The organism is Neorhizobium alkalisoli (genome assembly GCF_002968635.1).
GTDB classification, from domain to species: Bacteria; Pseudomonadota; Alphaproteobacteria; order Rhizobiales; family Rhizobiaceae; genus Neorhizobium; species Neorhizobium alkalisoli.
In genome coordinates, this window is the sequence record NZ_PVBN01000002.1 from 318,756 (window position 1) to 342,250 (window position 23,495).

22 protein-coding genes are annotated in these 23,495 nt (G+C 60.1%); 6 read left to right on the top strand and 16 right to left on the bottom strand.

Going from position 1 to position 23,495, the window contains the following annotated elements:
• Positions 1–12: 12 nt before the first annotated feature.
• The 6 genes from C5L13_RS06040 to C5L13_RS06070 form a co-directional block, all read right to left on the bottom strand.
• Positions 13–774: a sugar phosphate isomerase/epimerase family protein gene (locus C5L13_RS06040; protein ID WP_105382359.1), complete on the bottom strand. Its 762-nt coding sequence runs from the start codon at positions 772–774 to the stop codon at positions 13–15.
• Between the two features lie 23 nt (positions 775–797).
• Positions 798–3,227 (bottom strand): beta-mannosidase, encoded by a 2,430-nt coding sequence (locus C5L13_RS06045; protein ID WP_407070405.1) that lies wholly within the window; start codon positions 3,225–3,227, stop codon positions 798–800.
• A gap of 280 nt (positions 3,228–3,507) precedes the next feature.
• Positions 3,508–4,620, bottom strand: a complete 1,113-nt coding sequence (locus C5L13_RS06055) for an ABC transporter ATP-binding protein (protein ID WP_105382361.1) — start codon at positions 4,618–4,620, stop codon at positions 3,508–3,510.
• A 5-nt stretch (positions 4,621–4,625) separates the two neighbouring features.
• Positions 4,626–5,570, bottom strand: coding sequence for a carbohydrate ABC transporter permease (locus C5L13_RS06060; RefSeq protein ID WP_105382362.1), 945 nt, complete (start codon positions 5,568–5,570; stop codon positions 4,626–4,628).
• Positions 5,563–6,465, bottom strand: coding sequence for a carbohydrate ABC transporter permease (locus C5L13_RS06065; RefSeq protein ID WP_105382363.1), 903 nt, complete (start codon positions 6,463–6,465; stop codon positions 5,563–5,565). Before C5L13_RS06065 ends, C5L13_RS06060 begins: the two co-directional genes overlap by 8 nt.
• Before the next feature lie 98 nt (positions 6,466–6,563).
• Positions 6,564–7,799, bottom strand: a complete 1,236-nt coding sequence (locus C5L13_RS06070; protein WP_105382364.1) for an ABC transporter substrate-binding protein — start codon at positions 7,797–7,799, stop codon at positions 6,564–6,566.
• A gap of 416 nt (positions 7,800–8,215) precedes the next feature.
• On the opposite strand from C5L13_RS06070, the gene C5L13_RS06075 reads away from it, so the two are divergent.
• Complete coding sequence (locus C5L13_RS06075) at positions 8,216–9,265, top strand: LacI family transcriptional regulator (RefSeq protein ID WP_105382365.1); 1,050 nt, start codon at positions 8,216–8,218, stop codon at positions 9,263–9,265.
• A gap of 113 nt (positions 9,266–9,378) precedes the next feature.
• The gene (locus C5L13_RS06080) at positions 9,379–10,185 is read left to right on the top strand and encodes a sulfite exporter TauE/SafE family protein (protein ID WP_105382366.1); all 807 of its coding nucleotides are present in this window, start codon (positions 9,379–9,381) and stop codon (positions 10,183–10,185) included.
• A gap of 94 nt (positions 10,186–10,279) precedes the next feature.
• Here the strand turns inward: C5L13_RS06080 and gndA are convergent, their stop codons facing one another.
• Complete coding sequence (gene gndA / locus C5L13_RS06085; protein ID WP_105382367.1) at positions 10,280–11,713, bottom strand: NADP-dependent phosphogluconate dehydrogenase; 1,434 nt, start codon at positions 11,711–11,713, stop codon at positions 10,280–10,282.
• A 205-nt stretch (positions 11,714–11,918) separates the two neighbouring features.
• Here gndA and C5L13_RS06090 point away from each other — a divergent pair, with 205 nt between their 5' ends.
• Complete coding sequence (locus C5L13_RS06090) at positions 11,919–12,326, top strand: SRPBCC family protein (RefSeq protein ID WP_105382368.1); 408 nt, start codon at positions 11,919–11,921, stop codon at positions 12,324–12,326.
• Positions 12,327–12,336: 10 nt separating this feature from the next.
• Positions 12,337–12,693, top strand: a complete 357-nt coding sequence (locus C5L13_RS06095) for a VOC family protein (RefSeq protein ID WP_105382369.1) — start codon at positions 12,337–12,339, stop codon at positions 12,691–12,693.
• Between the two features lie 4 nt (positions 12,694–12,697).
• Here C5L13_RS06095 and C5L13_RS06100 read toward each other — a convergent pair whose 3' ends face one another.
• The 8 genes from C5L13_RS06100 to C5L13_RS06135 all read right to left on the bottom strand — a co-directional run bounded on the left by C5L13_RS06100 (position 12,698) and on the right by C5L13_RS06135 (position 20,110).
• Positions 12,698–13,486 (bottom strand): PAS domain-containing protein, encoded by a 789-nt coding sequence (locus C5L13_RS06100; RefSeq protein WP_105382370.1) that lies wholly within the window; start codon positions 13,484–13,486, stop codon positions 12,698–12,700.
• Positions 13,487–13,584: 98 nt separating this feature from the next.
• Positions 13,585–14,514, bottom strand: a complete 930-nt coding sequence (locus tag C5L13_RS06105) for a lipid A biosynthesis lauroyl acyltransferase (protein ID WP_105382633.1) — start codon at positions 14,512–14,514, stop codon at positions 13,585–13,587.
• 15 nt (positions 14,515–14,529) lie between these two features.
• Positions 14,530–15,558, bottom strand: a complete 1,029-nt coding sequence (locus tag C5L13_RS06110) for a zinc-binding dehydrogenase (RefSeq protein WP_105382371.1) — start codon at positions 15,556–15,558, stop codon at positions 14,530–14,532.
• Between the two features lie 161 nt (positions 15,559–15,719).
• Complete coding sequence (locus C5L13_RS06115; protein WP_105382372.1) at positions 15,720–17,006, bottom strand: beta-ketoacyl-ACP synthase; 1,287 nt, start codon at positions 17,004–17,006, stop codon at positions 15,720–15,722.
• Between the two features lie 11 nt (positions 17,007–17,017).
• Entirely contained in the window at positions 17,018–18,223 is a 1,206-nt protein-coding gene (locus C5L13_RS06120; RefSeq protein ID WP_170117225.1) for a beta-ketoacyl-ACP synthase, read from the bottom strand.
• Positions 18,224–18,257: 34 nt separating this feature from the next.
• A complete protein-coding gene (locus C5L13_RS06125) occupies positions 18,258–18,731 on the bottom strand; it encodes a 3-hydroxyacyl-ACP dehydratase FabZ family protein (protein ID WP_105382373.1) in 474 nt (157 codons plus the stop codon).
• A gap of 18 nt (positions 18,732–18,749) precedes the next feature.
• Positions 18,750–19,034 (bottom strand): acyl carrier protein, encoded by a 285-nt coding sequence (locus C5L13_RS06130; protein WP_105373468.1) that lies wholly within the window; start codon positions 19,032–19,034, stop codon positions 18,750–18,752.
• 101 nt (positions 19,035–19,135) lie between these two features.
• Entirely contained in the window at positions 19,136–20,110 is a 975-nt protein-coding gene (locus tag C5L13_RS06135) for a nucleoside hydrolase (RefSeq protein WP_105382635.1), read from the bottom strand.
• A 177-nt stretch (positions 20,111–20,287) separates the two neighbouring features.
• On the opposite strand from C5L13_RS06135, the gene C5L13_RS06140 reads away from it, so the two are divergent.
• Entirely contained in the window at positions 20,288–21,073 is a 786-nt protein-coding gene (locus tag C5L13_RS06140; RefSeq protein WP_105382374.1) for a TSUP family transporter, read from the top strand.
• A 19-nt stretch (positions 21,074–21,092) separates the two neighbouring features.
• On the opposite strand, the gene cobU is transcribed toward C5L13_RS06140, so the two are convergent.
• On the bottom strand, positions 21,093–21,614 hold the full coding sequence (gene cobU, locus C5L13_RS06145; protein WP_105382375.1) for a bifunctional adenosylcobinamide kinase/adenosylcobinamide-phosphate guanylyltransferase: 522 nt from the start codon (positions 21,612–21,614) through the stop codon (positions 21,093–21,095).
• Between the two features lie 721 nt (positions 21,615–22,335).
• On the opposite strand from cobU, the gene C5L13_RS06150 reads away from it, so the two are divergent.
• Entirely contained in the window at positions 22,336–23,331 is a 996-nt protein-coding gene (locus tag C5L13_RS06150) for a glycine betaine ABC transporter substrate-binding protein (protein ID WP_105382376.1), read from the top strand.
• Positions 23,332–23,495: the final 164 nt, after the last annotated feature.

The window sequence follows — 23,495 nt, forward strand, 5'->3', positions numbered from 1 at the left end:
AAATCTCAGTGATCAATAGGTCTTGAAGGAGGCGATGGACCGCGTCAGCAGCCGGTCGATATCCTTCGGATTGTCGTGCTCGAGGACGTAGTGCTTCGCCGGCGTCTTCCTCAACGCAGCCGCCAGATCCTTCCACGGCACGGTGCCATGACCGACATCGGCCCAGCCGTCTTCATCCGCATTTTCTCCCGCCGGCGCGATGTCCTTGACATGCACGGCGGTGATGCGGTCGCCGTGGCGCTCGATCCAGGCGAAGGGGTCGGCGCCGCCGCGGATGACCCAGGCGATGTCGGCTTCCCAGGCGAGGTCAGGGCCGCCCGCGAAGATTTCTTCCTGCGGCGCCGAACCATCCGGGAGCGCCTTGAATTCGAAATCATGGTTATGCCAGCCGAAGATATAGCCGGCATCCTGATAACGCTTACCGGCTTCCTGAAGGCGCTTGCCGAAGGCGAACCAGCCCGCGGCGTCGGTCGGCCGTTGATCGGGCAGAAGATAGGGGCAATAGATCGCTTCCATGCCAAGCGTCTTGGCGATCAGCTGCGCCTGCTCGGGCTCTTTCTGAAGAAGATCGAGGCCGAAATGGCCGGTGGGCATGGCGAGCCCGTTGGCGTCGAGATCAGCGCGCAGGGCCTTGAGCGACAGCTCGTCCATGGTGGCGTAGATGCCGCCGTAACCTTCGACTTCCGCATATCCCGCTGCGGCGACCTTTTTCAACGTTTCGGACAGCGGTGGAAAATTGCGGGCGCAATAGAGCTGGAAACCAAGTTTCGTCATGGTGATCCTCCTTGAGAAGAGCGTCAGCCTGCCGTCTGGCAGGAATGGAGATCGTAGATACGGAAGTTCGGGACTACGTGCGTTTGTGTGGCTGGTGTGAAGGTGATCCGGCGGCTTTCGCCGGCGGCAAGATCGAAGGCATTGTCGGAATAGCGGCCGGCAGTGCTGCTCTCGACCAATACGAAAAGGGCGAGCCCCTTCGACTGGACGAGAAGATCCACCGCGCCGTCACCGGCAGGAGACACGGAAAGCTCAAGGCCCGCCGGCTCCAGGTCGAGGGCTTTGTAGGCGCCGTGGACATAGTGCCCATCTCCACCCGTCCCGTTGGATGCGGTGAAGGTCCAGGCAAGAATCGAGTTCTCCGGCAGATCCGAAACCGGGATCGTCAAAGCCGTGACAGCAGCATCGGGCGTGCAGACCGCCTCGATGCTGCGAAGCGGCTTGCGTTCGCCAGAAAGCGTCAGCAGGGAGAGATTGATGGTTACGGCGACATCCGCCGGCGTGTCGTTGACCAGCGAAATCCGGATGTCCCCACCGTCCTCGGAGGGGATCGCCGCTACGGCAACCGGCTGGAAGAAACGCCGCGCCATGTAATGCAGCACCTTCCAGCCGCCGCCATAGTCGAGACTTGACCAGGAGGCGACCGGCCAGGTGTCGTTGAGCTGCCAGTAAAGAGCGCCCATGCAATGGGGCTTCAGGGACCGCCAGTAGTCGACCGCGGTCTTGATCGCCACGCCCTGCTGCACCTGGCTGAGATAGACGAAATTCGCAAAGTCCTTCGGAAACCGGAAATTGCGGAACATCGTGCCGGCGATGCGCTCGTTGCCGCCGACATTCTTCTGGTGGTGCTCGATCACCGGCGAGGCGATGTTCATGTCCTTGCTCGCCGCATAGGTCTCGATCACCGGCAGCGAGGTATAGGACTGGAAACCGAATTCCGAGCAGAAGCGAGGACGAACCGAACGGTAGTTGTCGAACGGCTTGTTTTCGTGCCAGACCGACCAGTAATGCATGTCGCCGGAACCGTCCGCATGCCATGCGTCGCCATAATCGAGATAACCGGAGGCAGGGCTCGACGGCCACCAGATCGCCTCCGGCGCCGCTTGCCTGAGCGCCTGCTCGATCACGCGGTTCAGACGATCGTAGGAAACCAGATAACGATCCCGGTTTTCCAGCGATTCCTTGAACCAGTTGAGCGCGCCGACCAGTTCGTTGTCGCCGCACCAGAGAACGATCGACGGATGCGAGATCAGCCGACGGATCTGGTAATCCACCTCCGCCTCGACATTTTCCAGGAAGTCTGACGTGGACGGATAGAGGTTGCAGGCGAACTGAAAGTCCTGCCAGACCATCAGGCCGAGCCGGTCGCAGAGGTCGTAGAACCAGTCGGCTTCATAGAACCCTCCGCCCCAGACGCGGATCATGTTCATGTTCGCGTCGACTGCGGATTGCAGCAGGTCCTCTGTCTTTTCGGGACTGGTCAGCGAAAAGAGCGCGTCGGCCGGAATCCAGTTCGCGCCACGGCAGAAAATCTCGCGCCCGTTGATGCGGAATGCAAAGCGGCTGCCGGCTTCGTCGGGATCGGTAAGCAGTTCGACGGTCCGCAGGCCGATCTGGCGGGTATCCGTCTCGCCAGGAATATCGACCGTCAGCCTGTAAAGCTGCTGGTCGCCGCTGCCTGCCGGCCACCAGAGCTTCGGGTCATCGATCTCGAAGACGTGACGGATCACCGTCTCGCCGGCCTCGATGCCGCAGTCGAGCCGCACCCGCTCCCCATCAAGCTCGAAATGCACCGGCACGATACCGGGATCCCTCGCGTAAAGCGTCAGAGCGACGTGAAGCTCGACCTTGCCTTGATCATGTCTCTGCTTGGTGACGATATGTTCTATGCGAGCCGTTTTAAGCTTGTTCAGCGAGATCTCGCCGTAGAGACCGAGCGGCGCGAGGGCGATATTCCAATCCCAGCCGAAATGGCATTGCGGCTTGCGCAGCATGTTGCCGTTCGGGATCGGGCAATTGGCCGTGGAATACGGAATATAGAACGGCTGGCGTGCCTGACGATCGGCTCCCGCCGCAACGCTCGAATGAAAATGGATGCGGATCGTGTTTTCGCCCGATTGAAGCGTCGAGGAGACATCCGGCCGATAACGGCGGAAACAATTGTCGGCCGAGAGTACCGGAACGCCGTTGATGAAGACGATCGCGACAGTATCGAGATCCGTGATGTCAAGATACCAGCTGCCGTCCGGGTCATCCACCATGAACCGCCGTTCGGCGATCCATTCACCTTGGGCCACCCATTGGACATCGTTCTCGTTACGCCCGAAATAGGGATCGGCAATAATGCCTGCCGCCTTCAGCGCGCTGTGAACGTCGCCCGGGATCGCCATCTCGGTTCGATGCGCTCCGTCGGCAGACGCAAGCCGCCAGGCGCCGGATAGGTCGATATTCATTACCATGCCCACCTGGAAAATTCACGGCGTGCCGTGCCAGCCCCCCTCTGTCCTGCCGGACATCTCCCCCTCAAGTGGGGAGATTGGCTGGGCGCGCACACACCTCTCCTCATCGTACGTCCCGCAAGCCGTGTGGGCGGCTGTAGGGTGGTGGTCAGGCCACTTGTGATCTCCCCCCTTGAGGAGAAGATGTCCGGCAGGACAGAGGGGGGTACCGCTTGCCGTGACAGTAATTGCCCCAAAGGCGATCGGCCCACATCCAACTGGCTCTCGCACAACATCAGATGCGATCTTCTGTCTCGGCGTCGAACAGCGAGGCCATGGTCATGTCGAAAGCGAGTCGAACGTTGGTGCCGACGGCATAGCGGCGAGCGCCACCGATCCTCACCGACATGGTATGGCCAGCATGCTTCAGCCAGAGAAGGTTGTCGGCGCCCATCGGCTCTTCGATGTCGACCACCGCCTCATGGACCTCTCCGCCCTGAATGTCGCCATCCACCTTGATATGTTCCGGCCGGACCCCGAGGATCACCTTGCGCCCTGCCCTCAGCGGCTCGGAAGCATCGTAACCATCGAGAGAGAAGCTGACGTTGTTCGTTCTGAAGACGACGCGGCCGCCCTCCTCCACCAGTTCTCCGGTGAGGAAATTCATCGAGGGCGAGCCGATGAAACCCGCGACGAACCTGTTCTTCGGTCGATTGTAGATGATCACCGGGTCATCGAGCTGCTGGATGACGCCGCTCTTCATGATGGCGATCCGGTCGGCAAGCGTGAGCGCCTCGATCTGGTCGTGCGTCACGTAGATCATCGTGTTCTCCAGCGACTGATGCAGACGCTTGATCTCGACACGCAGCTCCGAGCGCAGCTTGGCGTCGAGGTTCGACAGCGGCTCGTCGAACAGGAACACGTCGACATCGCGTACCAGTGCCCGCCCGATCGCCACACGCTGGCGCTGGCCGCCGGAAAGTTCGGCCGGTTTGCGTTTCAGCAGCGGTTCGATCTGCAGGATGCCGGCAGCGCGCGCCACGCGGCGATCGATCTCGTCCTTAGGCACTTTGGCGACCTGGAGGCCGAACGAGAGGTTCTTCTCCACTGTCATCTGCGGATAAAGCGCATAGGACTGGAAGACCATACCGATGCCGCGATCCTTGGGCTCTTCCCAGGTGACGTTCCGGTCCTTGATGAAGATCTGGCCTTCGGTGGGTTCGAGAAGCCCTGCAATGCAATTGAGCAGCGTGGACTTGCCGCAGCCGGAGGAGCCGAGCAGCACCAGGAACTCGCCATCGCGGATGTCGAGATTGAGATTCTCCAGAACCGTGACCGATCCGAAAGAAAGCGACAGATCGCGGATGGAGACGCTGCTCTGCTTGCCGATGGAAACGATATTGTGCATCAGGCTTACCCTTTGACTGCGCCGGCGGCGATACCGCGAACGAAAAGCCGGCCGGACAGGAAATAGACGATGAGCGGAACGGCGCCCGTCAACAGCGTCGCCGCCATGTTGACGTTGTATTCCTTCACGCCCTGAACCGAATTGACGATATTGTTGAGCTGCACGGTCATCGGATAGGTATCCGGCCGGGTGAACACGACACCGAACAGGAAGTCGTTCCAGATGCCGGTGACCTGCAGGATCATAGCCACCACGAAGATCGGCAGGGACATGGGAAGCATGATCCGGAAATAGATCTGCCAGAACCCGGCCCCGTCGATACGCGCCGCCTTGAACAACTCCACCGGAAGCGAGGCGAAATAATTCCGGAAAAGCAGCGTCAGGATCGGCATGCCGAAGATCGTGTGGACGATGACGAGCCCCGTGAGCGTGCCGTAGATTCCCAACTCCCTGAGGACGATGACGATCGGATAGATCATCACCTGATAGGGAATGAAGGCGCCGATGATGAGGATCGAGAAGAACAGCTCCGCGCCCTTGAACCGCCAGTTGGCAAGCGCGTAACCGCTGACCGAGGCGACCGCGATCGAAACGACGACGGAGGGCACGAGGATGCGCACGGAGTTCCAGAAGCCGCGGGACAGACCGTCGCAATTCAGCCCGGTGCAGGCCTGCGCCCAGGCCTTTACCCAGGGCTCGAAGGTGATTTCCAGCGGCGGCGAGAAGATGTTGCCGAGACGGACTTCGGGCATGCCCTTGAGCGAGGTGACGACCATCACGTAAAGCGGCAGCAGGTAATAGAGCGCAGCGACGGTGAGCGTCCCGTAAAGCACGATATTGCGGGTCGACAGCATACGGCGTGGCTTACGGCCGCTCGGACCGGAGGCAAGACGCGAAGAGACCGCATCAAAGCCCGCGACAGTGGTGTTGAGAGTGCTGATATCAGCCACGCTTGCGTCCTCCGAACTCGAGGTAGGCCCACGGAACGACGATGATCGCGACCGTCAGCAGCATCATCGTCGAGGCGGCAAAACCCTGGCCGAGGTTCTGGGCCTGGAACATGTAGTCGTAGACGTATTTTGCCGGCACTTCCGAGGCATTGCCGGGGCCGCCGCTGGTCTGGGCGACGACGAGGTCGTAGACCTTGACGATGCCGCTCGCGATGATGACGAGCGTGGTGATGAATACCGGGCGCATCATGGGAATGATGATGAGAAGATAGGTCTTCCACATCGGGATGCCGTCGACGCGGGCCGCCTTCCAGATGTCTTCGTCTATGCCGCGCAGGCCGGCCAGCATCAGGCACATGACCAGTCCGGTGCCCTGCCAGAGAGCCGCGATCAGGATGCCGTAGATGACGATGTCGGGATTATAGAGCGGATCGAAGGCGAACGAGGTCCAACCGAGCGACCGGATGACCGACTGGACGCCGAATTCCGGGTTGAGCATCCATTGCCAGACGAGCCCGGTGACGATGAAGGAAAGAGCGAAGGGATAGAGGAAGATCGTTCGGAACGTGTTCTCGAACCGGATCTTCTGATCCATCAGCGCCGCCAGCATGAAGCCGATGACCAGGCTGAAGATCAGCGACAAGATGCCGTAGATCGCAAGGTTCTGGATCGAGATGATCCAGCGCGACGACGCCCAGAGGCGCTCGTATTGATCGAAGCCTACGAAGTTGAGCCGTGGCAGAAGCCGGGAATTGGTGAAGGAATAAAACACCGTCCAGATGGTGCCGCCGAGGAAGATCACCAGGGCAACGAGCATCATCGGGATGGAAGCGATCTTCGCATTGAGGTTGCGGAAGAGCTGGTTGGGTCGGCCGGTCGGAGCATGTGCCGCCATGGTCTCTCCTCTCCAGGGAATGAACCGTTTCCTGAATATAAACCCTCGTTCCGGCCCCGTAAGCTACGGGGCCGGTTGCCGAGGCATTCGGGAGGAAATCAATCCGCCGAGCCGATGATATCCGCGAAGCGCTTCTGCGCGGCTTCCGGCGTGATCGACGCATTGGCGAAGAATTCGGACATCAGGTCCTCCTTCTGCTTCTGCGTGTCGGCGGAAACAAGCTGATCGGTGCTTTTTATGATATTGCCCTTGGCAAGGATATCGAGGCCCTTCTTCATGCAATCATTGGCAGCTGCGAGATCGACGTCGCTGCGGATGGGCAGAGAACCCTTCTTCAGGTTGAAGGCGACCTGCGTTTTCGGATCGACGATCGCTGCCGCGAGAATATCCTGAGCCTTGGACTTTTCTTCGTCCTTCAGCAGCGGGAAATAGAACGCGTCGCCGCCGGTCGTCAGGTATTCGTTGAGGCCGAGACCCGGAAGGCAGGTGTAATCGGTACCGGCCTTCTTGCCGGCGATCTGGAACTCGCCCTGTGCCCAGTCACCCATGATCTGACCGCCGGCCTTGCCGGTGAGGACCATGTTGGTCGCCTGGTTCCAGTCCTGGACATTGCTGCCCTTCGCCATGTCGCGGGCCTGGGCTGCGGCGGCAAAAATCTTTGCCATTTCCGCACCACCGGCAACTTTGGCGTCCTTATCCTTGTAGACCTTTTCGTAAAGATCCTTGCCGCCGAGCGAGATCGTCAACACATCGAACAGGCCGTTGGCCTGCCACGGCTGCCCACCGAGCGCCAACGGCTGAATTCCGGCCTTTTTCAAGGCGGGCGCCGCAGCAACGAGGTCATTCCAGTTCTTCGGAACCTCCACGCCGGCCTTCTTGAAGGCTTCGTTCGAAAGCCACAGCCATTGCCACGAATGGATGTTGATCGGCGCGCAGTAGATCTTGCCGTCGATGGTGCAGGAATCGAGCAGGCTTGCAGGCTTGATGACGTCCTTCCACTTGCCCTTTTCCGCAACCGCGGTGAGGTCGCGCATCAGGCCTTCCTGAACCAGTTCCTCCGCCTGACGGCCATGGTTGAACTGAGTGGCGCCCATGGGATCGCCGCCGGTGATGCGGCTGATCATGATCGGGCGTGCAGTACTACCAGAGCCGGCGATGGCGCCATCGACCCACTTGTTGCCTGTCGCGTTGAATGCCTTTGCGAGTTCGCCCACGGCGGCAGCCTCGCCACCGGAGGTCCACCAATGGGTGACTTCCAGATCTGTGGCATAAGCGGCGCCGAGTGGCAGTGTTACGGTTGCGGCTAAAGCGGCCGCCATCGCACGAATATTCATGAGTGTCCTCCCTCACTGAAACGTTGCCGTGAAAACCTAGGCCAATCGCCGGGATCACGCAACCGCTTTCGCCGGAAAAAAATTCGAACGCGAGAAAATACACCTCATGAGAGTATTATGTCGGACTTAGGGTTTAAGATGACATGATGAAGAATGCCCGGGAGCAAGCTAAAAATCCCGCATTTCTCTGGGAACTGGCATCCATCCACTTAGCACCCGCAAAAAACAGCTTCGCATCTGCGTTGTACAATCTTCGGGAGCAGAAACCGGGATGGCTTCAAAATTCTCCTCGACATTTTTACTGTATCGTTTCAGTTATTCGTTTCTGGCGAGGAGACAGGAAAGGGTCGCCGCCGTTTTCAGGCAAGCTTGGGCCCGGTATAGTGGCCACCTGACTCGGGCGGTGACGGCAAATAATGGACGATAGCGAAAGATCAAGGACAGGCGGGTCGCAGACGGTCCGTGAACGTCCTACCTTGAAGACGATCGCCTATATGACAGGCTTGGGGATCACCACCGTATCGCGGGCGCTCAAAGACGCTCCGGATATCGGCGCGGAGACCAAGGAACGCGTCCGTCTCGTCGCCAACCAACTCGGCTACCAGCCGAACCGCGCCGGCGTCAGGCTACGCACCGGAAAGACGAATGTCATCGCCCTTGTGCTGAGCATCGACGAGGAGTTGATGGGCTTCACAAGCCAGCTCGTACACGGGATTTCCGAGGTGCTCGGCGGCACCCAGTATCACTTGGTGGTAACGCCGCATTCCTTCCAGAAGGATCCGATGGTGCCGGTGCGCTACATCCTCGACACGGGCTCCGCCGACGGGGTGATCATCTCTCGCATAGAGCCCGAAGATGCGCGCGTGCGGCTGATGACGGACCGGAACCTTCCTTTCGTCACCCATGGCCGCACCGATATGGGCATCGTCCACCCCTATCACGACTATGACAACGAGGCCTATGTCTATCAGGCTGTCCGGAAGCTCGTCGAAAAGGGGCGTCGGCGCATCGCCCTCCTCGCGCCGCAGAGCCGCTTTTCCTTCTATGTCCATAGCCGCAACGGCTTCGAACGCGGACTGGCGGATTTCGGCGGAGTGGAGGTTCCCATGGGGCGCGTGACGAGCGAAACGCCGCTCGACGAGATCCGTGCTCATGCCGAGAGGCTGATGCGCTCTGCCGAGCCGCCGGACGGCATCATCTCGATCAGCGGATCGTCGACGATCGCTTTGGTCGCTGGTTTGGAAGCCGCGGGCAAGAAGCTCGGCGTCGATCTCGATATGGTGTCGAAGCAGTCCGCCGAGTTCCTGAACTGGATCCGTCCGGAGATCTACACGGTCAACGAGGATGTGCGGCAGTCCGGGCGCGAACTGGCCAAGGCGCTGATGGCACGCATCGACGGTGTGGCGCCGGAGCTCCTCCAGAGCGTGGCGCAGCCGGTCTGGTCGAAAAGAGCGCCGAGGGATTGAGGGTTCGCCACATCGACTTCGTCCCTCATCACCCCATTTGAGGGCAGGAACCACTGTGTCGCCCCGCCCCTGGTCGGCTATCCAATGCGAAATATCTGTGCATACATATCGCCATGAGCGACGCTACCGACACCCCCGTTCCCCGCAGCCTGCCGGCCGCTTTCTGCGCCGGAACACTCATCGGAGGACTCGGCGGTTTGATAGGCCTTGGAGGTGCGGAATTTCGCCTGCCTCTTCTGATCGGCCTGTTTAGGTTTGCGGCACTTGAAGCCGTAATACTCAACAAGGCGATGAGCCTGGTGGTGGTCGCCACCGCGATCCCGTTCCGCAGCGGAGCCGTTCCCCTCGGCGCGGTCGCCGGTCATTGGCCAATCATTATCAACCTTCTTGCCGGAAGCCTGCTCGGCGCCTGGCTCGGTGCGGGATGGGCGACGCGTCTGCGGTCGGAAACGCTGCATAAGGTCATTGCCGCCATGCTGGTCGCCATCGCGGTGGTCCTTGTCTTGGGACATCAGTTGACATCCAGCCAGGCTCTAATCACCGGACCGGCTCAGCTCGTCGCGGGTGTGATTGCGGGCTTCGTCATCGGTATCGTCGCCGCATTGCTCGGCGTAGCAGGCGGCGAACTACTGATCCCGACGCTCGTGCTTCTCTTCGGCGTGGATATCAAACTCGCAGGCAGCCTGTCCCTTGCGGTGAGCCTCCCGACCATGCTCGTCGGATTTACAAGATACAGCCGAGACGACAGCTTCTCCGCTCTCACCAGAAACAGGCTGTTCCTGATAATAATGGCCATCGGGTCGATTGTCGGCACATTCCTAGGCGGCATGCTTCTGGGTCTCGTGCCAGATGCCATTCTGCTGCCGGCGCTTGCATTGATTCTGCTGATTTCCGCGGTGAATGTCTGGCGGCACGTTTGACCGCTCGGGTCACCGCCGCCATGTGCCGATGGGCGTGCATGCAAAAAGCCCGCCTTGTCGGCGGGCTTCGATCTATGGGAATTGCTTTTCCGGATCAGGCAAATTCGGCGAGACCGCTGCCCCATGGGCCATGGTGCTTGTCGACGCCGTCGACGCGATCGAAGCCATGGGCGCCGAAGAAGTCGCGCTGCGCCTGGATCAAGTTAGCCGTGCCGCGGCCGCGTCGGTAGGCATCGAAATAGGAAAGCGCCGAAGCAAGGGCCGGAGTCGGTAGGCCGGAAAGTGCGGCAAACGAGACGACCCGGCGAAGAGCGCCATCGGTATCCTTCACCATCTGCGAGAAGGCCGGCGTGACGATCAGGTTCGCCACATGCGGATCCTTGGTGAATGCCGAGGTGATCTCATCGAGGAACTGCGAGCGGATGATGCAGCCGGCGCGCCATATCTTGGCGATCGTCGGCATCGGCAGGTTCCAGCCATATTCGCTCGACGCCGCAGACATGACCGCGAAGCCCTGAGCATAGGCACCTATCTTGGCGGCGAGCAACGCATTTTCGAGATCGTCGATGAATGCAGCCTTGTCCTTCGGCGTGTCGGCGATCTTCGGCAGGCCGAAAATCTTTTCCGCTGCCTCGCGCTCCGTCTTCTGGGAAGACAGAATACGTCCGGCAACGGCGGCTTCGATGGCGGTCGCCGCAACACCCATGTTCTGGGCTTCGATGACCGACCACTTTCCGGTACCCTTCTGGCCGGCGGCATCCACGATGAGATCGACCATCGGCTTGCCGGAGATCGGATCGGCGGCCTTCAGAACCTTTTCGGAGATTTCGATGAGATAGGAGTTGAGGCGGCCGGTATTCCATTTGCCGAAGACTTCGCCGATCTCCGTCGCGCTCATGCCGAGGCCATCGCGCAGGATACCGTAGATTTCCGCGATCATCTGCATGTCGGCATATTCGATGCCGTTGTGGATCGTCTTGACGAAATGACCGGCGCCATTCTGCCCGAGCCAGGCGACACAGGGCTCGTCGTTGAATTTGGCGGAGATCGAGGTCAGGACCTTTTCGACACGCTTCCAGCTTTCCTCGGTGCCGCCGACCATGATCGACGGACCGTGCCGGGCACCCTCTTCACCACCGGACACGCCCATGCCGATGAAGGTCAGGCCGCTATCCTTCAGATTGTCGAAGCGGCGCATCGTGTCGCGGAAATTGGCGTTGCCGGCGTCGATCATGATGTCGCCTGCAGACAGATAGGGCTTCAGAAGTTCCATCTGCTGGTCCACCGGATCGCCGGCCTTGATCATGATGATGATCGGCCGTGGCGGGCGAATGGCGGCAACAAATTCCTCCAACGTCTCGCAGGGAACGACCTGGCCCTGCAAGTCGCCGGCTTCGGCGTAAAACTTGCGCGTCGCTTCCGGAGAGCGGTTGAAGACGGCGATCTTGTTGCCCTTCTCGGCGATATTGAGAGAGAGGTTAGAGCCCATGACGCCGAGCCCGATAAGGCCGATTTCTGCCTGTTCCACGGATGTGCCTCCATTTGAAGATTCGCGGCTGTTGTCGCATTCAAATATTCAAACGGCAAGGCAGACGCGACGCTAAACGATTAAATTTCCATGACATCCACCTCGCAGCCAACGCATCATCGTGTCGTCATTCAGCGGGCGATCTTGTTTTGTTCTATCTTCTCGGGTTATCCTGGAACGAAGATGGCAAGAGACGGAGAAAGTCATGTCGATATTGCCCGCACGCATCATCCATATCAGCATCGAAAAGCCCTGGCGGGAGGTCTACGCTTTCGCAAGCAAACCTGAAAACATGCCGCTCTGGGCGTCCGGCCTCGCATCCGGCCTCACCCGGGAGGGCGAGGACTGGGTGGGCGACGGCGGTCCGATCGGAAAGGTGCACGTACGCTTCACACCGGACAACCCGTTCGGCATTCTCGACCATCAGGTCAGAATGGAAACCGGATTGGTCGTCGACAATCATCTGCGAGTCGTGCCGAACGGCGATGGCGCCGAAGTCACGTTCACGCTGTTTCAACGGCCCGATCTGGACGACGCAGCCTTTGAAGCGGATGCCGCCCATGTGGTGAAGGATCTGACAACGTTGAAACACCTTCTGGAACACGAGAAATAGGGAGACGGACATGGGAACCGCAGGAGCGGACCGGAAGATCGACTATGTCGAATTCAACGTGCGCGATATCGACAAAGCCAAGGCCTTCTATGGTTCGGCATTCGGCTGGACGTTTACGGATTACGGTCCGGACTATTGCGAGTTTCAGGACGGCCGGCTGACGGGAGGTTTTGCCAAGTCAGCGGACGTGAGCGCCAAGGGAGGGCCGCTTGTCATCCTCTTTGCGGACGACATAGAGCACGCGCAGGCACGAATCGAGAAGGCCGGCGGCGTGATCCTCAAGCCGATCTTTTCCTTTCCCGGCGGACGGCGATTTCATTTCGCCGATCCGGAGGGTTATGAACTGGCCGTCTGGTCGGACAAGTAAACCCTCAAGCGGCGGGGCGACGGCGGTCAGCCGTCTCCTGCATCACCAGGAGGGCGCCGAGCTTCGCCGCACCTGACAGGCACGGCGACATGCGGCAGCGAACGACAACGGTCTGGCCGTCGATCTGGTCGGCATAGGTCAGCGAAAGGCTTTCGCCGGCAAAACATCGGTCGAGACTTGCCCTGAATTCGTTCTGAAAATGATGAATGCCGACGAATTCCGCAAAATGCCGTCCGATCAGTTCTTCGCGCGGCACGTCCAGACGGCGGGCATTGGTCTCGTTCGAATAAAAGATCCGATAGCCGGGACCGACCACGACGATACGATCGGATATCCGGTTCAGAAGTGCGTCGTCGAGAAAACCGTCGGCCAGGGCGTCCGCCAGGACCGCTGCGCCATCGGGTTCCGAACCGGCGGGCTGATCCGCAGACATGGGGCCATCCGGGAGCACATAGCGCTCGACAAGCATCTGTAAAAGGTGACCGTTGCGCCGCACGCAGCCCCTGTCATCGGCCTCCTCGTTCAGGAGGTCGAGCGCGAAGCGGAACTGGGCCTGGATATTGGCCGGCTCTTTTTCCTGATTGGAGAAGATGGCGAGCAGAAGCGGGTCGAGTTCGCGATCGAGGGCTGCGATGGTGTGCATGTCGTCACGCTCGACCGCCTGCTGCAGATCGGCATATTTGGACCAGAAGAGATCGATCAAAGCTTCCAAGAATGCACCCTCTCCCGTCTCGGAGACATGCCGGCCCTTCCTCAGGAGCACGGCGTCTCCGCCATTCAAAGCGATTTGCATTAATTCTTTTCTCAGAATCGGACCCAATTTGTGGCCGATGAATTGATGCGGAAAAATCGCGAATGCGGGTAATGGACGCTATCTGGAGAGCAGCGCGGTCATAGCGACCACTTGATTTTCCAGCGGTCGTGGTACCAGAGCCATTGCTCGGGATATTCACGCACCCAGCTCTCCACCTTGTCGTTGAGGATCTGCCCGGTCGCCTGAACATCGAGATTGCCCTTCTCGTCGCGCGGCAATTCGATCTTCGGTTCGATCTCCAGCCGATACCGGTTGTCCGGCAAACGGATGCAGCGGGCGGGATAAACCTCCGCGTTAAACTGGCGGACGAGCTTGGCAAGCAGGGGATTGGTCTGTACCGGCCTGCCGAAAAAACTAGTCTTCAGCCCCTTGCGGAACTTCTGATCCACGAGCACCCCGACGCCGCCGCCCTGATCCAGCCGGCGAGCCAGCGCAAAGGAGGAGCCTGCATGGGAGGGCACGAGTTTACCCATACGGTCTGCCCTGAAGTCGAAGACCTTCTTGGCGATGTATGGATTGTTCGGCGGGCGGAAAAGAACCATGACTTCCAGACCGAAAGCCTTGCCGGCGACCGGCAGCAGCTCGAAATTGCCGGTATGCCCGGTAAAGACGATGAAGGGCCGCGGATTGTCGCGAAGGTCGACGAAGATCGGAATCCCCGATACCTCCACCCTGCCCGGCTCCGGCCGCTCCGGATCGAAATCGAACAATCGGTCGAGGAACACGTATTCCGCCGCAAGACGACCCATATGTCCCCAGCTGGCGACCGCGATCTCCTGCAGCTCTTCCTCGCTCTTTTCGGGATAGGCATTGCGCAGGTTGATCAGCATCAGCTTATGCCTGCCGAGCTTCGGGCCGACGCGCCGCGCAATCCGGTCGGCAAAGCGGATCGCCGGATCGGCGGGGAAAACCTTCAGGAGATTGAGAAATCCGAAAGCGATCTGCGCCACCAGCCATTGCTGGAAGTTTCTGAGCGCGATCACGATCCGGGTGAGAAACATCTTCACGAGCGGCAGCCTCAATCAATCCATACGCAGCACGATCTTGCCGAAGATCTGCCGGCTTTCCATCCGTGCCAGCGCCTTGTCGATGTCACCGAAGGTGACTTCCGTATCGATGACGGGATGAACGATGCCTTGTGCCATCTTCTGCATGGCGTCGGCCATGTTTTCCATCCGGCAGCCGAAGGAGCCCAGCAGTTTCAGCTGCTGCTGGAAGAGCATCATCAGGTTCATTTCGGTCGAAACGCCTGACGTCGAGCCGCAGGTGACGAGGCGGCCGCCGCGTTTCATGCACAGCATCGAGCCGGCCCAGGTATCCTTGCCGACATGCTCGAAGACGACGTCGACGCCCTTCTTCCTGGTGAGCTTACGGACAACACCTTCGAAACGGTCGGTCCGGTAGTTGATGACGTGATCGGCGCCGAGCGCCTTTGCCTTCTCGATCTTGTCGTCCGAGCCGACTGTCGTGATGACGGTGCAGCCCATCTTCCTGGCGAGCTGGATTGCTGCCGTGCCGATGCCCGAGCCGCCGGCATGAACAAGGATCGTCTCTCCCGGCTGGAGTTTGGCGTTATCGAAGAGCATGTGTTCGACGGTGCCGAAGGTGACGGGGGCGAGTGCCGCAGCCACCGCATCCACGCCTGGAGGCGCCGGCACCAACAGGCGGGCGGGAAGGTTCGCCTTTTCCTGCGCAAAGCCATCGAGATGGAAGCCATGCACGCCGGATACGTTTTCGCAGAGGTTGTCACGTTTTTCGCGGCAGGGCTTGCAGAGGCCGCAAGTGCGCGCGCCGTAGATCGACACAAGCTGCCCCGGCAGGACATTCGACACGCCCGGACCGATCGCCTCGACGACGCCGGAGGCTTCCGCGCCGATCGTCAGCGGCATCTTGCGTTTGGCAAATGCCATGCCGCGCCAGCCCCAGACGTCGATGTGGTTCAGCGCCACTGCCTTTACGCGGAGCGTCACCTCGCCCGGGCCGGGCGCTTCGGGTTCGGGAATATCCACCGCCTCGAGCTTGCGGTCGTCGATCAGTTGCAGAGCGCGCATAATGGGTCTTCCTTCGCCCGGAGGCGTTCAATTCGTCAAACGTGATTGGCGACGGTCTCTACAGCATCGGCCCAAAAATCGAAATCGATTTTTGGAAAGCATGCTGCGTAGATTCAAGAATTTAGAGCGTCCTTTGTGCGTCCGAAGGGACGCACGGCGCTCTAGGCCGGTTCCAGCGCCATGACAAGGCTGGCGTTCTGGCCGCCGAAGCCGAAGGAGTTTGAAAGAACCGCCTTCGGCGAAGCATTGCGCTTGGTGTTCGGCACCACGTCGAGCACGATCGTCGGATCGGGATTGGTGTAGTTGATGGTCGGCGGCAGCGTGCCGGTCAGCATCGTCTGGAACGAGAATACGGCTTCGACGGCGCCGGCAGCCGTCAGCGTATGACCGATCATCGACTTGTTGGACGACACCGGGATATCCTTAAGCCTGTCGCCGAAGACGGCCAGCATGGAGCCATACTCCATCTTGTCGTTTTCCGGCGTCGAGGTGCCATGGGCGTTGATGTAGCCGATACCGCCTTCGTCCATACCGGCATCGGCGAGCGCTGCCCGGATCGTGGCGATCGCCGGACCGCCGTCCGGCGAGGACCTGGTGCGGTGGAAATGGTCGGCCTTCTCACCGCAGCCCTTCATGATGCCCAGGATTTTTGCGCCACGGGCGACCGCCGATTCGAGCGATTCCAGCACCAGTGTCGCGGCGCCTTCGGCTATCACGAAGCCGTCGCGGTCCTTGCTGAAGGGTTTTGAAGCCTTCTCCGGCGGGTCGTTCTGCGTGGACAACGCCGACAGCAGCGAGAAGCGGATGAGTGCCTCGGCGCTGACCGAGCCATCAGTCGCGACCGTCAGGGCGCGGTCCGTGCGGCCCTGGCGGATTGCTTCGACGCCGAGTTGGATCGCGGTCGCGCCGGAGGCGCAGGCCGTCGACAGCGTCACCGGCAGGCCGCGCGTACCGAATGTGTCGGCAAGGCGTTCCGAGATCGAGCCGAACTGTACCGCTTCCAGGAAGACCGGATCGGGACGCTGACGCATCGCCGCAAGGAACCGGTCATAGGCGTCGCCTTCGGATTTCGACGGCGGTGCGCGGTCCGCAAGCGCGAACCGATCGCTCCATTCAGGCTCGACCGGCGGCGCCGCCAGGAAAAGCGGGCCTTCGAAATCACCCGAAAGCCCGGCTTGCGCGAGCGCCTCGGCGGTGGTTTCGCGGGCAAAGGCGAAAGAGCGTTCAACGGAATTTTCCGCAGGCACGGCAATGAAATCGACCGTGCCGCTGATCCTCGTCGAAAGCTTCTCGGTCGGGAAGCGGGTGATCTTGTGGATGCCGGACGTACCCGAGGTGAGCGCCGCCCAGTTGTCCTGTAGTCCCTGGCCGAGCGAGGTGATGACGCCCATGCCTGTGACCGCGACGATCGGGCGGCCGAGATGATCCTTGAAGCGATTGTCGCTCATAAAGCTCTCCTTCACGCGTCGGCAGAAAGGACCGCAAGGCCCTCGCCGCGCGTGTAACCGACCGTCGTAACTACCGCATGTTTTACGGCCGTCGTCATCGGCTTTTCGTTCTTCACATCGAATGTAGGAACACGCGCGGCGCCATCCAAGCTGAGGGCGGCGAGTGCAAGGCCGAGCGGGAATTGCGCCTCCATGCCGTGACCGGTGACCCCGCCAAATCCACGGACCGGGGCACCGGGAAATTCCTTGTCCAGCACCGCTCTTTCGCGAGCTGCAAGATCGACGATCCCGCTCGTGCCCGAAAAGACAACCGTGTCGTTTGCGGGAACGCCGGATGCGTGGCCGGCCAGACGGGCAAGACGTGCTTCGAGTTTGCCTTCGTCGCGCGGACCGCGGTCGCCTTCGATCGCGTCGATCACCGCGTAGATATGCGCGCCCCGCGCCTTGGCATGAGCACGCGACTCCAGCACCAGAAAGGCACCGACTGAACCCATGATCATGCCGCCGCCGTCACCAGCCGAGCGTGACCAGATCGGACGCCAGTCGCCGGTCGCGTGGGCTTGAATACCCTCGACCAGGAGAATGATATCGGCACGTTCGGCAACAAAAGCGCCGCCGACGAGGCTGTGGCTCGACTGCCCGGACCTGATGCGGTGGAAGGCCGTCTCGACAGCCGAAATGCCGGCCGACTCCTCACCCATGAAGGTCCGCGACGAACCGGTCACCTTGTGCACGATCGAGATATTGCCGGCGACCAGATTGGAAAGCTGGGCAAGAAACAGCGTTGGGCGCAGCTCCGTGGTGAGCTTCTCGTTGAGGAGCATTTCCCGGTCGTTGCGTTTCAGCGCCTCGTCGACGATCAGCGAATCGACCTTGATGTCGCGCTCGCCGCCGCCCGCCGCCACGATCATGTCCATGGAGGCACAGGCGTCCGCGTCCGTCTTCAGGCCCGCATCGTCGAGAGCGAGGCCCGCGGAAAACACGCCGAGCCGCTGCCAGTTTTCCATCTGCCGCTGGTCGCCGCGCTTTGCAATTTGCGTCGACCAGTCGATCTCGGGCATCGGATGGATCGGATAGGGAGCAAAACGCTCGGTCTCCACCTTCGGGCTTCCCGCTTCCGTCGCCGAAAGCAGGGCGACATGCGGCTCCTTGCCGACGCCCTGGCAGGTGACAATTCCGATCCCGGTAATCACGACATCATTGTCAGACTTCATAATGTCCTCTTTGCCCACCGCTTCGACGGCCGGGGCTTTAAGCGCTGGCGGCAATCGCAGCCATCAAGCCGACTTCCTCCGCACGCTTGCGGATGATCGGCGCCAGCGGAATCTCGCTGAAGGGCATGGTGCGCAGTTTCAGCTGCGCGTCGCAGACCTTCTTCCCGCCGCTGGAAATCTTCGCTTTCGTAACCGCGTAACCGGAGCCCTCATGCTCCAGAAACGCCTCGATGTCGAGCACGGCATCCGGCTCGACGAAGGAGCGCATCTTGGCGCCGTCCACCGACATCAGGAACGGCATCGCCGAAAAATCGGTGGCTGCGAGAACGAGGAAGCCGGAAGCCTGCGCCATGGTCTCGATCAGGAGAACGCCCGGTACCAGCGGCATGCCCGGGAAATGGCCCTCGAAGACGGGGCTCTTCGCCGGCACGACCGATTGCGCCTTCAACACTTTGGTCCCGAGATCGACCGCCTCGATGCGGTCGATCATCTGGAAATATTCGAGCAACATAAGATTGCCGGCGGCCTATCAGGCCTTTGCCGCCCTCAGCTCGTCGATCTTGGCGCAGAGGTTCTTGAGGACGAAGTATTCTTCCGTCGAAACCTTGCCCTCGTTGACTTCCTGGGTCCACTGTTCCAGCGGAATCTTGATGCCGAATTCCTTGTCGATCGCGAAGACGATATCCAGAAAGTCGAGGCTATCGATGCCCAGGTCATCGATCGTGTGGCTTTCCGGCGTGATCGTTTCGCGATCGATTTCGCTGGTCTCAGCGATGATGTCGGCAACTTTGTCGAATGTAGCAGTCACGCCCATGTCCTCTGAAGAATATCAAAATCAAGGTCCCACATAGGGAAATCGATACCAAATGCCAATGGCTTCGTTTTCCATGCACGAATTTGCATGGGAACTGTTGCCTAAACAGCAATTGCCGGGCGGCCCTCGACCAGCGCGGCGCGGATGACCTCGAGCACCGCGTCGGACTGGACAAAAGTACAGACCGACTGGCTCGGATGGCCGTCCCATGGCGTTCCGATGAACTTGCGGCCGCTATCCGGCGCCTGGATCGTCGCACCGTCGGCGATGCCGCCCGATACGACCCGGACAGGGCCGGTGCGAAGGGTGAAGAGGTCCGGCCGGACCAGATAGACGCAAGCCGTGCTGTCGTGCACCGCCATCCCGGCCAACCCTGCACGGCTCCGATAGAAGTCGATGTAATATTGCGAGAGATCGGAAAGAAGCTGCAGCGAGCTCTCCCCCGATTTCACCATATGAGCGAGGTAGTCCGCCGACATGATCGTCTTCATGGTCACGTCGAGCCCGACGATGGTGACTTTCCACGGCGCGGTGAAGAGAATGTCGGCCGCTTCCGGATCGCCGTAGATATTCGCTTCCGCTGCCGGGGTAACGTTGCCGCCGACGTCGAAGGCACCGCCCATGACGATGACTTCCTTGACCAGATGGGCGATCTCCGGATCAGCCCGCAAGGCCAGTGCCAGATTGGTCATGCGTCCGACCGCGATCAGCGTGATCTCGCCCGGATTGGCGCGCACCGTCTCGATGATAAACTGATGGGCAGGCCTCGAATCGAGCGGCCAGTCGATCAGCTGCGGCACGCCGATATTGCCGAGGCCGTCGGCGCCATGCACGACGGATGCCGCGCGATCGTCGGTGCGGGACGGATCTATCGTCTTGTCGGCGCCTTTCGAAATCGGCGCGGAAATTCCCCATTCCCGATGCAGAAACTGCGCATTGCGGGTGGTGAGGTCGAGCGGAACGTTACCGAAAACCGTCGTCACGCCCAAGATATCGATCTCCGGATGCCGGTGCAGGAAAAGCAGCGCCATCGCGTCGTCGACGCCGGGATCCGTGTCGAAAATGACCTTGTGCATGTGCTTCATCCCCATGTTCCGCAGCTTTCAAAGCCGCGCACAATAGCGTCAAACGCTCGAAGAGCAATCCCGCTTGCGGCATGGCTGTTCTCCGGGGAGCCTCCTTGTACCTATCCCCATCCGGTGCGAAAAGCGCCGCGCCATCCGCATATCCCTCCCCTCGATTGAGTCTACCCTTTGAACGAACTCGCTTCGCACCTTGTCCTTTTGCTCTTTCTCGCATCCGTTTTCGCCGGTTTCGTCGATTCCATCGCTGGCGGTGGTGGGTTGATCACCATCCCGGCCATGCTGATCGCGGGAATCCCGCCCCTGGAATCCTTGGCCACGAACAAGCTGCAGTCGCAATTCGGCTCAGCCTCGGCGACCATCGCCTACGCACGACGCGGCCACGTCAATCTGAAGCGCCAGATGCCGATGGCGATCATGTCGATGATCGGCGGTGCCGTGGGCGCGGTTCTGGCCTCGCTGGTGCCCGCGGAATGGCTTGCGGCCGCAATTCCCTTCCTGCTGATCGCGATCGCCATATTCTTCTCCATCAAGCCGAACCTCAACGATGTCGACGGTCACCAAAGGGTGACGCCATTCGTCTTCGGCCTCAGCGTGGTTCCGCTCGTCGGACTCTACGACGGCGTCTTCGGTCCGGGAGCCGGCTCTTTCTACATGCTCGGATTCGTGCTGCTCGCCGGCTTCGGCATGTTGAAGGCGACCGCCCATACGAAACTCATCAATCTCGGCTCGAACTTCGGTTCGTTCCTGATTTTTGCGGCAACCGGTTCAGTGCTTTGGAAGATCGGCCTGTTGATGGGCGTCGGCCAGTTCCTCGGCGCCCAGGTCGGCTCGCGGCTCGCGATGAAGAACGGCGCGAAGCTCATCAAGCCGCTGCTGATCGTCTCCTGCCTGTCGCTTGCCATCAAGCTGATCGCCGATCCTGCCCATCCGATAAGGGTCTGGCTGGGGTTCTAGAAGACCGCTCGGAAATCTCTCAGCCCTTCATCCGGAGCGGTAAGCCGGCCGCTACGAAATAGACGTTGTCGGCCACTGCCGCAATTTTCTGATGCAACCGGCCAGCATGGTCGCGGAACTCCCGCGCCATCTTGTTTTCGGGGACGATGCCGAGGCCGACTTCGTTGGAGACGAGAATTAGGGGGGCGGACAGAGATTCGAGCGTACGGATCAGCACCACTCCTTCGGCATCGACGTCACGTTCCTCCATCATCAGATTCGTGACCCAGAGCGTGAGACAATCAACCAGTATCACCCTGCCCGGCCCATCCATGCTCCGGATTTGCGCCGAGAGTTCAACCGGAACCTCGTGCGTCACCCATTGCTCGCCGCGGTCCGTGCGGTGCCGCGCGATGCGCTCGCGCATTTCCTCGTCATAGGCGCGCCCCGTTGCGATATAATGCCGCTCGAAACCCGTCTCTCGAGCAAGCGTTTCGGAAAAGGCCGACTTACCCGAGCGGGCGCCGCCGAGGACGAGGGTCAGTTGACCGGAGGTTTTCATGGGAAGACGTGGCCTGATCCAGAGGGGACCGGACGATTCGTAGATAAAGGAGGCGTCCGGCCCTGTTGGTGTTTGCTCTGGATTTTCATCACCGTCAGATGGTGCCGCCTCCCGGACGATGTGTCAATCTCTCCGGCATCGCGCCGTGAAAGATCGAATGGAAGGATCGGGGAGACCTGAAGGCGATATGGCACGAGCCGAAAAATCATGGCTCTGAACAACAAGGCGACCGGTACGCACTACCTGATCCGGCGCCGAAGGCAAGCTGACCGCCTGCCCCACCACGAATAGCGTGACATTCTTACCGGATGGTTAGTGAGAGCACTCAGCGGCAAAATTTCTCGCTGCAAGTTGAAGAAAGATGCTCGGTCGAGGTACGGAAACCTGCGTGCGGTATCCACATGCCGCAATAGCTGTGCCCTTCCGATGCAATCATTTAAAAGTGACCTTCCAGATGAACAGGAAACCGGAAATCGTGTGCTTCCAAGAGGTTGGACGGTTCCCACCGCAACTGATCCGGCGCTTGAAGGTTGATTTCCTGCGGGGAAGTCGTACCCTCAATTTTTAGGGCGCAGTGATGCGAACTGGACGAGATGGCGGCTGAACCGAGGAAAATACGCTGATCACGCTCGATCGAAGCCCGAATTCACTCACGTCGCGATCGGCGCATGCGGCCAATGCGCAGGAATCGTGAAATCGCGAACCCGAGACGGAGGTTAAAATGAAGAGACTTCTGGCTTCCACGGGGTTCGCCATCGGTATCTGCGCTCTTGCCGGGACGGCACAAGCTGATTGCGGATCTGTCTCGGTCGCCGAGATGAACTGGGCTTCGGCGGGTGTTGCCGCCAATGTCGACAAGATCATCCTGGAAGAGGGCTACGGTTGCATCGTAAAGCTCGTCTCCGGCGACACGATGACGACCTTCACCTCGATGGACGAGAAGGGAGAGCCCGATGTCGCACCGGAGTTCTGGGTCAACTCCGCCCGTATCCAGCTCAACAAGGCAGCAACGGAAGGCCGTCTGGTCATCGCGGCGGAGATCCTCTCCGACGGAGCGGTGGAAGGCTGGTGGATTCCGAAATTCGTTGCCGACAAACATCCGACCATCAAGACCGTTCAGCAGGCGCTGGCTCATCCGGAACTTTTTCCAGCCCCCGGAAACCCCGCCAAGGGAGCAATATTCAACTGCCCGCGAGGCTGGAATTGCCAGGTTTCCACGACCAACCTCTATCGGGCCCTCGGTGCCAAAGAGAAGAATTTCGAATTGATCGAAACCGCCACTGCGGCCGAACTCGACAGTTCGATATCAAACGCGTTTGCGAAGAAGACAGGCTGGCTGGGCTACTACTGGGCTCCAACTCCCATCCTCGGTACATACGAGATGGTAAAACTCTCATTTGACGTGCCGCATGATGTCAACGACTGGAGCGCCTGTACTTCGGTTGCCAACTGTCCCAATCCGAAGGTCAATTCCTATCCGACGTCGCAGGCCTTCACGGTGGTGACGAAGCGACTGGCAGACCGGGCGCCGGATGCACTGGATTATATGAAGAAGCGGAAATGGACGAATGCAACGGTGAATACCGTCCTCGCCTGGCAGCATGAGAACCGAGGCACAAACGAAGCCACAGCCAAGCACTTTCTCGATACAATGCCGGACATCTGGACGAAATGGCTGCCGCCTGCAATCGTGGAAAAGGTCAGGGCGTCGCTCTGAGACCTATACGGAGCCGTTTCCGGATAAATGGGAAAGAGCGTTTAAGTGCAGAATTTGCCGATGCCTTGCTTGGAACGCCATTCCGGCCAACGAGCCTGAAAAGAATAAAACAATAAGGGGAATTCCATGGCGCATAGCCTTACGGCGCCGCATTTTCACAGATC

Excerpts from the sequence above, each read along its gene's own strand:
- C5L13_RS06070 (WP_105382364.1), bottom strand. The coding sequence starts at position 7,799 with ATGAATATTCGTGCGATGGCGGCCGCTTTAGCCGCAACCGTAACACTG.
- C5L13_RS06135 (WP_105382635.1), bottom strand. The coding sequence starts at position 20,110 with ATGCACAAGGTCATTTTCGACACGGATCCCGGCGTCGACGACGCGATG.
- C5L13_RS06150 (WP_105382376.1), top strand. The coding sequence starts at position 22,336 with ATGAAGAGACTTCTGGCTTCCACGGGGTTCGCCATCGGTATCTGCGCT.
- C5L13_RS06080 (WP_105382366.1), top strand. The coding sequence starts at position 9,379 with ATGAGCGACGCTACCGACACCCCCGTTCCCCGCAGCCTGCCGGCCGCT.
- C5L13_RS06065 (WP_105382363.1), bottom strand. The coding sequence starts at position 6,465 with ATGGCGGCACATGCTCCGACCGGCCGACCCAACCAGCTCTTCCGCAAC.
- C5L13_RS06115 (WP_105382372.1), bottom strand. The coding sequence starts at position 17,006 with ATGAGCGACAATCGCTTCAAGGATCATCTCGGCCGCCCGATCGTCGCG.
- C5L13_RS06075 (WP_105382365.1), top strand. The coding sequence starts at position 8,216 with ATGGACGATAGCGAAAGATCAAGGACAGGCGGGTCGCAGACGGTCCGT.
- C5L13_RS06045 (WP_407070405.1), bottom strand. The coding sequence starts at position 3,227 with ATGAATATCGACCTATCCGGCGCCTGGCGGCTTGCGTCTGCCGACGGA.
- C5L13_RS06100 (WP_105382370.1), bottom strand. The coding sequence starts at position 13,486 with ATGCAAATCGCTTTGAATGGCGGAGACGCCGTGCTCCTGAGGAAGGGC.
- C5L13_RS06110 (WP_105382371.1), bottom strand. The coding sequence starts at position 15,558 with ATGCGCGCTCTGCAACTGATCGACGACCGCAAGCTCGAGGCGGTGGAT.
- C5L13_RS06130 (WP_105373468.1), bottom strand. The coding sequence starts at position 19,034 with ATGGGCGTGACTGCTACATTCGACAAAGTTGCCGACATCATCGCTGAG.
- C5L13_RS06095 (WP_105382369.1), top strand. The coding sequence starts at position 12,337 with ATGGGAACCGCAGGAGCGGACCGGAAGATCGACTATGTCGAATTCAAC.
- C5L13_RS06125 (WP_105382373.1), bottom strand. The coding sequence starts at position 18,731 with ATGTTGCTCGAATATTTCCAGATGATCGACCGCATCGAGGCGGTCGAT.
- C5L13_RS06040 (WP_105382359.1), bottom strand. The coding sequence starts at position 774 with ATGACGAAACTTGGTTTCCAGCTCTATTGCGCCCGCAATTTTCCACCG.
- C5L13_RS06055 (WP_105382361.1), bottom strand. The coding sequence starts at position 4,620 with ATGCACAATATCGTTTCCATCGGCAAGCAGAGCAGCGTCTCCATCCGC.
- cobU (WP_105382375.1), bottom strand. The coding sequence starts at position 21,614 with ATGAAAACCTCCGGTCAACTGACCCTCGTCCTCGGCGGCGCCCGCTCG.
- C5L13_RS06090 (WP_105382368.1), top strand. The coding sequence starts at position 11,919 with ATGTCGATATTGCCCGCACGCATCATCCATATCAGCATCGAAAAGCCC.